Source organism: Rhodococcoides kyotonense (assembly GCF_900188125.1).
GTDB classification, from domain to species: domain Bacteria; phylum Actinomycetota; class Actinomycetes; order Mycobacteriales; family Mycobacteriaceae; genus Rhodococcoides; species Rhodococcoides kyotonense.
In genome coordinates this window covers 1-10,543 of record NZ_FZOW01000018.1, presented here as the reverse complement: position 1 = coordinate 10,543, position 10,543 = coordinate 1, and the positions used below count along the sequence as shown (strand labels likewise).

Annotated in this window: 12 protein-coding genes; 9 read left to right on the top strand and 3 right to left on the bottom strand. The window is 63.7% G+C overall.

The genetic code is table 11. The annotated features are described in order from the left end of the window. The first annotated feature begins 6 nt into the window (after positions 1-6). On the top strand, positions 7-300 hold the full coding sequence (locus tag CHB96_RS23870; RefSeq protein WP_089251003.1) for a PASTA domain-containing protein: 294 nt from the start codon (positions 7-9) through the stop codon (positions 298-300). A gap of 1 nt (position 301) precedes the next feature. Here the strand turns inward: CHB96_RS23870 and CHB96_RS23865 are convergent, their stop codons facing one another. After that, positions 302-1,378, bottom strand: a complete 1,077-nt coding sequence (locus CHB96_RS23865) for a ferredoxin--NADP reductase (RefSeq protein WP_089251001.1) — start codon at positions 1,376-1,378, stop codon at positions 302-304. A 212-nt stretch (positions 1,379-1,590) separates the two neighbouring features. On the opposite strand from CHB96_RS23865, the gene CHB96_RS23860 reads away from it, so the two are divergent. From CHB96_RS23860 to CHB96_RS23850, 3 genes are read left to right on the top strand one after another with little or no spacing between them, the layout of a single operon-like run. Next, complete coding sequence (locus CHB96_RS23860; protein WP_089250999.1) at positions 1,591-2,808, top strand: iron-containing alcohol dehydrogenase; 1,218 nt, start codon at positions 1,591-1,593, stop codon at positions 2,806-2,808. After that, complete coding sequence (locus tag CHB96_RS23855; protein WP_089250997.1) at positions 2,805-4,151, top strand: MadS family sensor histidine kinase; 1,347 nt, start codon at positions 2,805-2,807, stop codon at positions 4,149-4,151. Before CHB96_RS23860 ends, CHB96_RS23855 begins: the two co-directional genes overlap by 4 nt. Next, positions 4,148-4,798: a MadR family response regulator transcription factor gene (locus CHB96_RS23850; protein WP_089250995.1), complete on the top strand. Its 651-nt coding sequence runs from the start codon at positions 4,148-4,150 to the stop codon at positions 4,796-4,798. The genes CHB96_RS23855 and CHB96_RS23850 overlap by 4 nt, the downstream gene beginning before the upstream one ends. Here the strand turns inward: CHB96_RS23850 and mftM are convergent. Both mftM and mftR read right to left on the bottom strand, forming a co-directional pair. Next, the gene (gene mftM, locus CHB96_RS23845; protein WP_089250993.1) at positions 4,791-5,615 is read right to left on the bottom strand and encodes a mycofactocin oligosaccharide methyltransferase MftM; all 825 of its coding nucleotides are present in this window, start codon (positions 5,613-5,615) and stop codon (positions 4,791-4,793) included. The genes CHB96_RS23850 and mftM overlap by 8 nt on opposite strands. Next, positions 5,612-6,232 carry a mycofactocin system transcriptional regulator MftR gene (gene mftR / locus CHB96_RS23840; RefSeq protein ID WP_089250991.1) on the bottom strand — a complete coding sequence of 207 codons (621 nt, stop codon included), beginning with the start codon at positions 6,230-6,232 and terminating at the stop codon, positions 5,612-5,614. The genes mftM and mftR overlap by 4 nt, the downstream gene beginning before the upstream one ends. Before the next feature lie 113 nt (positions 6,233-6,345). Between mftR and mftA the strand changes: the two genes are divergently transcribed. The 5 genes from mftA to mftD (CHB96_RS23815) are packed head-to-tail and all read left to right on the top strand — an operon-like array spanning position 6,346 to position 10,417. Next, positions 6,346-6,459 carry a mycofactocin precursor MftA gene (gene mftA / locus CHB96_RS23835; RefSeq protein ID WP_089251149.1) on the top strand — a complete coding sequence of 38 codons (114 nt, stop codon included), beginning with the start codon at positions 6,346-6,348 and terminating at the stop codon, positions 6,457-6,459. Position 6,460: 1 nt separating this feature from the next. Beyond that, positions 6,461-6,754, top strand: coding sequence for a mycofactocin biosynthesis chaperone MftB (gene mftB / locus CHB96_RS23830; RefSeq protein WP_089250989.1), 294 nt, complete (start codon positions 6,461-6,463; stop codon positions 6,752-6,754). A 58-nt stretch (positions 6,755-6,812) separates the two neighbouring features. Continuing rightward, complete coding sequence (mftC, locus tag CHB96_RS23825; RefSeq protein WP_089250987.1) at positions 6,813-8,045, top strand: mycofactocin radical SAM maturase; 1,233 nt, start codon at positions 6,813-6,815, stop codon at positions 8,043-8,045. 14 nt (positions 8,046-8,059) lie between these two features. Continuing rightward, positions 8,060-9,238, top strand: coding sequence for a pre-mycofactocin synthase MftD (mftD, locus tag CHB96_RS23820; RefSeq protein WP_089250985.1), 1,179 nt, complete (start codon positions 8,060-8,062; stop codon positions 9,236-9,238). A gap of 33 nt (positions 9,239-9,271) precedes the next feature. Next, on the top strand, positions 9,272-10,417 hold the full coding sequence (gene mftD, locus CHB96_RS23815; RefSeq protein WP_089250983.1) for a pre-mycofactocin synthase MftD: 1,146 nt from the start codon (positions 9,272-9,274) through the stop codon (positions 10,415-10,417). The last annotated feature ends 126 nt before the right edge of the window (positions 10,418-10,543 follow it).

Here is a 10,543-nt window from a genome sequence, read left to right as displayed (position 1 = left end):
GTCCTCATGCGTAACTTGTTCAAGAAGGCCGTCGCCGTCGTCGCTGCAGTCGGAGCGGTCACCGTCGGCGGTGCGTCCATTGCAAGTGCAGCGACCGCCGACACCGTCACCGTTCCCGACGTCACCGGGTACTCGGCACCGGCAGCCGTCCAGGTGCTCGAGAATGCAGGATTCACGAACGTGGTGGTGTCCGGTCCCTACGCACACGACACCGACACGACCGTGACCCGCACGTCGTTGGCAGCATCGACGACGGCTGTCGAAACCCAGCCGATCACCGTGTTCGTCAACCCGTGGTGAGTCAGAACCGCACTTCGATGTGGTCGCTGACGGGGCGAGCCTGGCACCCCAGGATCATCCCGTCGGCGATGTCCTCGTCGTCGAGGATCTCGGTGTTCTCCATCTTCACTTCGCCTTCGGTCATGGTGCAGGCGCACGTACCGCATTCGCCTTCTCTGCACGAGTAGGGGACGTCGAGGCCACCTGCCAGCATGATGTCGACGAGCGTCTTGCTTCGCGGCCACGTGAGAGTGTGTGTCTCACCGTCGAGTTCGACGACCGCGGTGGCGTCGTCCTCGTGAACGGGACTCTCGGTCACGCCTGCTTCGGTCACTTCTGTTTCGCTGACTTCTGCTTCGGTGACATCGACGAACGGATCACCGACGAGGGACACGAAGATCTCGCGGCGCACACGGTTGCGGGGAAAGCCGCTCGACGCGAGGCCTTTGTGCGCCGCGTCCATGAACATCGACGGCCCGCACATGAACGCGTGCCGCTCTCGATAGGGCGAAGCGAGAGTGGACAATTGGTCGACCGTCGGGAGGCCCTGGAGTGATTCCAACCAATGTTGAACTGCGAGCCTGTGCGGGTATTCGGCTGCGAGAGTGCGTAGTTCGCGTCCGAAGATGACGGAGTTCTCGTCACGGTTCGCGTAGAACAACGCAATCTTTCCGACGCCTTCGCTCAGCGCCGATTTCAGAATGGACATGACGGGAGTGATTCCGGACCCTGCCGCCAACAGGTAGAAGTCGTCGTCGAGATCTTTCGGCGTGAATCGACCGGACGGGGGGAGTGCCTCGACGACGTCCCCCGGTTGGATGTTGTCGCAGACCCAGTTGGAGCCGTACCCGTCGTACGTGCGTTTGACGGTGACCTTGGGTGGCTCGCTGCCGTGTGGCGAACTGGCGAGCGAATAGCAGCGAGCGACGGAGCCCGTTCGCTCGCTCGGGATGCGCAGCGTCAGAAATTGCCCTGGTAGGTAGTGGAAGTTCTGCGGTGCATCGAAGACGATCGACCGAGCATCTGCGGTCTCGTCGACGACCTCTGCGACGGTGAGCAGCACGGATCGAGTGCTGTGGGGAGCGTCGACTGTGGTCATCGAAAAGATATCCTCTCACCGAATTGCAACGTGTTCTAGTTTATGCACAGCGTTCGCGATCTGTCGACAGCACCGTCTACCTACCCGATCGGGTAGGTAAGCACCTGTCCGCACGCTGGTGGGAAGTGCGGCCGCCTGCCGGATAAGGTTGTAACGTGAGTCACACGGGACCCGGACACCGATAGCGGTAGGCACTGCAGAGGCGAGAAGACATGATCGAAACGGCCGCAACTGGTCGGGCGCTGGCTGATTTGCATTCTCATCGGAGCTCGATCGAGCCTCCACGTGTGCTCAAGTTCCATGCGCCGGAGATCGTCTTCGGCCAGGACTCCCTCGGTGAGGTGGCGCATGCGGCACTTCGGCTCGGCGCCCGGCGTCCAATGGTGGTGTCCGACGGTGGGCTCATCGAGGCGGGGTGGGTAGCTCAATCGACGCTGCTACTCGAAGAACAAGGTCTCGTGCCGACGGTGTGGAGCAGTTTGACGCCCAACCCGAAAGATGTCGAAATCGAAGCAGGCCATTCCGTCTATCAGGAATCAGCATGCGACGTACTCGTCGCCATCGGTGGTGGCTCAGTGATGGATGCCGCCAAGGGGATCGCGATTCTGGCCGGCAACGGAGGATCGATCCTCGACTACGAGGGGGTCGATCAGGCAACCCGGCCCATCCCGCCCCTCGTGATGGTGCCGACGACCTCGGGGACCGGCGCCGACGTCTCGCAGTTCTGTATCGTCACCGACACCACCAGATCCACGAAGATCACCATCCTCGGTCGCGCCCTCGTTCCCGATATCACGGTCATCGATCCGCGGCTTCTGACGACGATGCCCGAATGGCTCAACGCCGCAACAGGTCTCGACGCATTGACGCACGGGATCGAGGCATTCGTCTCGCTGGGGCACAATCAGCTGACCGATCATCACGCACTGCGCGCGGTGACGATGGTGACTACACACCTCGCGCACACCATGGACGAGCCGTCGGACATGAGTGCGCGTACGTCGATGGCGCAGGCGGCGCTCGAAGCGGGTCTGGCATTCACCAACGCGATCCTCGGCGCGACGCATGCGATGAGCCATCAGGTCGGCGGACTGCTCGACCTCCCGCACGGTGTCATCAACGGTGTTCTGCTGCCCCACGTCATTCGATTCAACGCCGCTCAGGACCCCGTACCCTACGTCGCGGTGGCGACGAGCCTCGGACTCGACGAGGCGCGCGGATCGGCGGAGGAGGCCGCGCTCGCCGTGGCCGAGCGAGTCGAGCAGCTCGCGCGACAGGTCGGAGTTCCCAAGGGGCTCAGGGATATCGGCGTCAGTGACGCGGACATCGACGTCCTCGCCACGAACGCTCTGCGCGACGCGTGCATGTCGACCAACCCGCGCTCGGCGACTCACCGTGAAATGGCTGACCTGTTCAGGATCGCACTGTGACCACTTCGCAGCCCGACCTGTCACTCCTGACCGGACTGCGGTCGGGAAAGGGAACGTTCTACACGCAATATCGCGGCGCGGCGGAACGACTGGAACGCGTCGTGCATGCGCTCGAGCTTATTTCGCGGGCGCTTGTCCGTACCGTCGACGGTCCGGAGACACTGATCTGCGCGGTCGCCGAGGCTGCCCGCGCACACCTGAGTGCGCAGTGGGTCGTCTTCGCGCTCGCCGACGGCGCATTGCCCGACGCAGGGCCGCGCAGGCTCGTCCTCGGCCCCGACGCGACGCCGTTTCTCGTCGACAACGTCGAGGGGCCGCCGCTGCCCGACGACGTCGTCGACTGTCTCGAAGCGATTCGGCTCGCCACGATCGGCGACGGCCGGAGCCCGGTCATCGCCGCGCACCACGCGTTCGTTCCCATCGCGCTCGACGGTGGTGTCGTCGGAGCTTTCGCGGCGTGGACGCCGAACCACCGAGTGCTCGACGCCACGGACTCGGCGGTGTTGAGCATTCTGGCCAGGCAGACCGCAGTTGCGCTGCAGAATTCTGCGCTGTATCAAAGCCGACGAATCCTGCTGGAGCGCACCGAGAATGCGTATGCGGAAGCGCACCGAACCGCCGCGGATCTGGCCGTGCGCAACGCAGAACTCGAAGCCACGCAACGGCAACTCGGGGCCGCGCACCGTCACCAGGTGCTCGACGACGAGCGGCACCGCATCGCGCGGGAACTCCACGACAGCGTCACGCAGGCCGTGCTGTCTGCCGGCATGCAGATCGACCTGTGCCGCAACGACATTCCAGCCGACGAGCGCATGGAGCGACTCGACGTGGCGAAGGAGTTGACGCGCCGAGCCGTCGAACAGCTCCGGTCGGCCATCTACGCGCTCAATCATTCGCAGGACGCGGACCGGACGTCGCTGCCCGAGATGCTCGAACAGCTGTCGATCGTGCACATGCCCGACGAACTCAAAGTGTCCCTGCGCGTCGAAGGCACGCCCGTCGAACTGAGCAGTGCATGCGAACACGACTTGCTGCGTATCGCGGGAGAAGCGTTGTTCAACACGGCAGTTCACGCCAAGGCCAACCGAGCGATTCTGCGACTCGCTTACCATCGGGGCTACGTGCAGCTGTCCGTCGCCGACGACGGTGCAGGGGACCCGTCGCACCTTCGTCTCATGTGGCGGATGGCGGAGACGGGCGATGTCGACGGTCGGCATCGTGGCCTGGCAAACATGGCAGCGCGTGCGCGTGAGCACGGCGGCTCGTTCGAGATTCGCAAGGCAAGAATCGGAGGCGTGCGTATCTCGGTGCGCATTCCATCCCAGGAGAGTGAGCAGCCATGACCGTGACCACCGCTTTGATTCGTATCGTGCTGGTCGACGACCACGCGATCCTCAGGGACGGATTGAAATCCGTGCTCGAGCGTGAGTCCGATCTGACCGTCGTCGGGGAGGCCTCGTCGCGGGGGGAGGGCCTCGCCGTCGTCGAAAGTGTGAAGCCCGACATCGTCCTGATGGATCTGAAGCTTTCTGCGAGTTCGGATTACGAAGGGCTGGCGCTGTGCTCGCAATTGTCCAGCGCACACCCGGGTATCGGCCTGCTGGTGTTGACGACCTTCCTCGACGACCGACTCGTCGTCGAGGCCGTGCACGCGGGAGCCCGCGGTTACGTCGTCAAGGACGTCGACACGACCGAGCTGATTCGCGCGGTTCGCGCCGTCTCGCGCGGTGAAAGTGCCTTCGACTCGCGTAGTGCGTCGGCTGTGATCCGGTCGCTCAACGGGCAGGGCTCGGCGGTGGAGCGACTCACCGACCGTGAACTCGAGGTCCTGCGACTACTGGCAACGGGGTTGTCCAACAACAAGATCGGCACCACGCTGTTCATCTCGGCGACGACCGTGAAATTCCATGTCAGCAACATCATGCGGAAGCTGGGAGTCAGCCGTCGGGCAGAGGCCGTCTACGCGGCAAGTAAACAGGGGCTCATCTGAGCGCCGGGGTGCGCGAGGTATCGAGAATCAACCAGCCACCGTGAAACTCGTCGACATCGAAGGGCAGCCCGCTCTGCTCCCCGATGGCACGCAGTACGTCGGTGTCGAACGTGCGAATGTGGCCATGGCATGCAGTCGCTTCGTCTTCGAACGGCACGGCGACGACGACACGTTCGCGCGCGATGCGAATCGCCTCGCCGAGAATCCGGCCGCTGGTGCCGTCGTCGACATGCTCGAGTAGATGCAGGGCCGTCACGGTGTCGGAACTCTTGTCCGGCACCGGGATTCCGGATGCGTCGCACGTGATGACGTCGAGAGTCGCGCCGAGGTGCGGTGCCACGGTGGCGAGCAACCGCATGGTGCCTGCCGACAGATCGGTCGCTGTGACGTCGTGTCCCCGCATGGCCAGCCGCAGGGGGAAGAAGCCGAAACACGACCCGAGATCGAGCACGGAACCGCGGACGAGAGACTCGGCTCGTGCATGGATCGGAGCGAAATCGGCTGCACCCGAAAGTAGTTCGTCGAGTGAGTTGCGGTAGTACGTCGCCCAAGCCGCGACCGGGTCGTCGACGGTGGAACGAACCAAACCGACCATCACGAGCTCGAATTCGCGCTGAGACAAGCCGAAGTCGGTAATCTGCGACACCAGGCGCTCCCCGATGTGCGACGACGTGAGGCCGTGACGGACGAGGATCCCGCTCGCGGTGTCCTGAAGCTCCAGAACGCCGGGGATGATCGATTCGGACCACTCGACCGTCGTGTTCTCGTGAGTCCAGCGGTGCGGCGTTCCAGGGGCGAGTGCGTCGAGTTCGGTCATGTCTGTTCTTTCGAGGCCAGAGCGTCGAGCCCCGAGTAGAGGGCGGTCATGCCCTCGGACAGCAGGTCGGCGAGCTCGAGTTGTTCGTCGGTGAGCCACTGCTCGTACGCAGACATTGCCACACCGAGCACCATCCAGCCAACGGTACGCGGGAAATGGTCGTCCGGGGCCCAATTGGTCCGTCCTGCTACGTATTCGGCGATCACTCCGCGCCAGTCTTCGTACATCAGCATCGAATAGCTTTGCAGAGCCGAGTTTCGGAGGATCAGCGCCATACGTTGCCGGTGCACCGGCTTCTCGTCCTCCGGAAAGGTGTTGAACTGCAACAGCGCAGATCGAATGCCGTCCGCGAGAGTGATGTCGGTAGGGAGTGCGGCCAGCAGTGCACGCAACGCTGCGAGCTGCTCGTCGAAATCGCCCCACGGGACCGCGTTCTTCGACGGGAAGTACCGGAAGAACGTGCGACGGGCTATGCCGGCGGCCTCGGCGATCTCGTCGACGCTGGTCTCGTCGAACCCTTGTGTCGCGAAGAGTTCGATGCCGATGTCGCTGATCTGCCCCCGCGTCGTGGACGGGCGACGACCTACCCGGCTGGACGGTTTCGATCGTCTGCCCACTTTTTTCTCCCGGATTGCTGTCATTGTGCACTCGATGCCATTATTGTGGTGAATCAAGTCACTGCCGCAACTGGCTGTGACCCACACGATGATTCTCTCCGATGGAGGTACCGATGTCCCAGAACCCGAAGACCGATGTCGTCAACGCAGCCGTGATCGAGTCCGATCTCGTCGAAGAGTCGCTGGTGGAAGAGGTTTCCATCGACGGTATGTGCGGCGTGTACTGACATGTCCGCACCTGTGAAGACCTCTGACGCTGCGCTCGATCTCGATGCTCGGTGGGCTCTTCACCCGCAGGTGGCGCTGCGTCCCGAATCGTTCGGGGCGCTGCTCTACCACTTCGGGACACGTAAGCTCTCCTTCCTCAAGAACCGCACGATCGTAGCGATCATCGAATCCTTCCCCGAGCACCCGGACATGCGTAGCGCCCTCGAGGCCGCCGGAATTTCCGAGTCGGGCCAAGCGCCGTATGTGAAAGCCCTGGCCACGCTCGCCGATTCGCGCATGATCCACAAGCTCTGACCACTGCAGGAAACAGCCCTTTCTCGCAGCACTCCCACACCTCGAAGAGGACACCCCCATGACCTCCATGCTCGAGCGGCCGTCGCAGCCGCCTGCGGTCGGCCGTCTGGTCGATCAGTTCGAACTCGGACTCGACGCCCCGATCTGCCTGACCTGGGAATTGACGTACGCGTGCAATCTGTCGTGCGTGCACTGTCTGTCGTCCTCGGGCCGCCGCGACCCGCGTGAGCTCAGTACCGAGCAGTGCAAGTCGATCATCGACGAGCTGCAGAAGATGCAGGTCTTCTACGTCAACATCGGCGGCGGCGAACCGACTGTGCGTTCGGACTTCTGGGAACTCGTCGACTACGCGACCGCGCACCAGGTCGGAGTCAAGTTCTCCACCAACGGAGTCAAGATCAACAAGGAAGTCGCGGCCCGTCTCGCGGCGTCGGACTACGTCGATGTGCAGATCTCCATCGACGGCGCGACCGCCGAGGTCAACGACGCCGTCCGCGGACCGGGTTCGTTCGACATGGCATGCCGCGCACTGGAAAATCTGCGCGAGGCCGGGTTCAAGGACGCGAAGATCTCCGTCGTCGTCACCCGCCACAACGTCAGCCAGCTCGACGAGTTCAAGGCGCTCGCCGACAAATACGGTGCGACGCTTCGCATCACGCGTCTGCGCCCGTCGGGCCGCGGCGCCGATGTGTGGGACGACCTGCATCCCACCGCGGGCCAGCAGCGTGAGCTCTACAACTGGCTCGTTGCCAACGGTGAAGGCGTGCTCACCGGTGACTCCTTCTTCCATCTCTCCGCATTCGGTGACGCCCTTCCGGGTCTGAACCTCTGCGGTGCGGGGCGCGTGGTCTGCCTGATCGACCCGATCGGCGACGTCTACGCATGCCCCTTTGCCATCCATGAGCAGTTCCTCGCCGGAAACATCGTGCGGGACGCGAAGGACGGCATGGGCGGCTTCCAAAGCGTTTGGCAGACTTCGGAATTGTTCCAGGAACTGCGGTCGCCGCAGACCTCCGGTGCATGCACCAAGTGCGCGCATTTCGACGCGTGCCGTAGCGGCTGCATGGCCGCGAAATTCTTCACGGGCCTCCCCATGGACGGCCCCGACCCCGAATGCGTCATCGGTAACGGTGAATTGGCGTTGGCTGCGGCGGGGGAGATCCCCAAGTCGAGCGTCGACCATTCTCGTTCCGGGCAGCGCAAGACACCCCGCAAGTCGGTGCCGCTCACATTGATGATGCGGCCACCGGCTAAGATCTGCGACGAAAACCCGCTCGCAGGAATGGAATAGGAAGCACAGTAGCTATGGCCAAGAGTGCGTGGTTCGAGACCGTTGCCGAAGCGCAGCGGCGTGCCAAGAAACGTCTGCCCAAGTCCGTGTACGCCGCGTTGGTGGCGGGCTCCGAGCGTGGCATCACCGTCGACGACAACACGGCGGCGTTCGGCGAACTGGGGTTCGCCCCGCATGTCGCCGGTTTGTCGGACAAGCGTGATCTGTCGACAACGGTCATGGGACAACCACTCTCGTTCCCGGTCATGATTTCGCCGACGGGTGTGCAGGCTGTGCATCCGGACGGTGAGGTCGCGGTGGCTCGGGCGGCAGCGGCGCGTGGGATCCCGATCGGCTTGTCCTCGTTCGCCAGCAAGTCCGTCGAGGAGGTCGCTGCTGCGAATCCGCAGACGTTCTTCCAGATGTACTGGGTCGGGTCCCGCGAGGTTCTGCTGCAGCGGATGGAACGTGCACGCGCGGCCGGCGCTGTCGGTCTGATCATGACGCTGGACTGGTCGTTCTCCAACGGTCGCGACTGGGGTAGCCCGTCGATTCCGGAGAAGATGGACCTGAAGGCGATGTTCCAGTTCGCGCCCGAGGGCATCACGCGTCCGAAGTGGTTGTGGGAGTTCGCCAAGACCGGCAAGATTCCGGATTTGACGACGCCGAACCTGACTCCGCCGGAGGGTGGCGTCGCGCCGACGTTCTTCGGCGCGTACGGAGAATGGATGGGCACTCCGTTGCCGACGTGGGAGGACGTCGCGTGGTTGCGCGAGCAGTGGGGCGGTCCGTTCATGCTCAAAGGTGTCATGCGTGTCGACGACGCGAAGAAGGCCGTCGACGCCGGTTGTACTGCTATTTCGGTGTCCAACCACGGTGGCAACAACCTCGATGGCACCCCGGCGCCGATCCGTGCGCTGCCTGCGATCGCCGAGGCCGTCGGCGATCAGATCGAGATCACGCTCGATGGCGGTGTTCGACGCGGTAGTGATGTGGTGAAGGCGTTGGCGCTCGGTGCGCGTGCTGTGTTGATCGGCCGTGCGTACTTGTGGGGCCTGTCGGCGAACGGTCAGGCCGGTGTCGAGAACGTGCTCGACATCCTGCGTGGCGGAGTCGATTCCGCGGTCCTCGGCCTCGGGCACACCTCCGTGCACGACCTGTCGCCGACCGACGTCGTCATGCCGCAGGGGTTCGACCGGAAGCTCGGTGTGTGAGGCCGGGAGTGGAGCCTGCGGAATGACCCAGGAGTGACAGCCTGGTTCGAAACGGTTGCCGAGGCGCAGCGGCGGGCTGAGAAGCGACTGCCTCCGTCCGTGTATGCCGCGCTGCGGGCAGGGTCTGAACGGGGCATTACTGTCGCGGACAACACGGCGGCATTCGGTGAACTCGGCTTCGCTCCGCATGTCGCCGGGTTGAAGGACGATCGTGACCTGTCGACCACGTTGATGGGACAACAGCTTTCGTTTCCAGTCATGATTTCGCCGACGGGTGTGCAGGCCGTGCACCCGGACGGTGAGATTGCGGCGGCTCGGGCTGCGGCGTCGCGGGGTATTTCGATGGGGTTGTCGTTGTTCGCGAGCAAACCCATCGAGGACGTCGTCGCGGCGAATCCGCAGACGTTCTTCCAGCTGCACTGGGTCGGGTCCCGAGAATTTCTGCTGCACATGATGAATCGAGCCAGATCGGCCGGCGCGGTGGGGCTGATCCTGACGATGGACTGGTCGTTCTCCGAAGGCCGCGACTGGGGAAGCCCGTCCATCCCGGAGAAGGTCGACCTTCGTACCATGATCCGGTTTGCGCCCGAAGCACTGTCGCATCCTCGGTGGCTCGGTCGATGGGTACGCTCCGGTGCGATTCCCGATCTGACTGCGCCGAATCTCACTCCTCCCGGTGGCGTCGCGCCCACGTTCTTCGGTGCTTACCGCGAGTGGATGTCGACGCCGTTGCCGAGCTGGGACGACATCGCGTGGCTGCGTGAGCAGTGGGGTGGGCCCTTCATGCTGAAGGGCATCTCACGCGTCGACGATGCCCGCCGTGCCGTGGACATCGGATGCACCGCCATCTCGGTGTCGAACCACGGCGGGAACAACCTCGACGGCACACCCGCGTCCATACGTGTGCTGCCGGCAATCGCCGACGCGGTCGGTGATCGGATCGAGGTCACCCTCGACGGTGGTGTTCGTCGAGGGAGCGACGTAGCGAAAGCATTGGCGCTCGGTGCGCGTGCGGTGCTGATCGGACGCGCCTACCTGTGGGGCCTGGCCGCGGGCGGCCAGGCGGGGGTCGAGAACGTCCTCGACATCCTGCGCGGCGGTCTCGATTCCGCGGTCCTCGGACTCGGTCGTGCGTCGGTGCATGAACTCGATCGATCGGATCTTGTGGTGCGCTCGTGAGCGAAAATGTATAGCCCGCTATACATTTTCGCTCAGTGATACTGGAGTTGTTCGTCGATGCAGGAGTTTGACTCGTTTTCGCTCTGACGCCGATGGCTGTCTTCCTCGTGATGTGTCTGCTGCTGC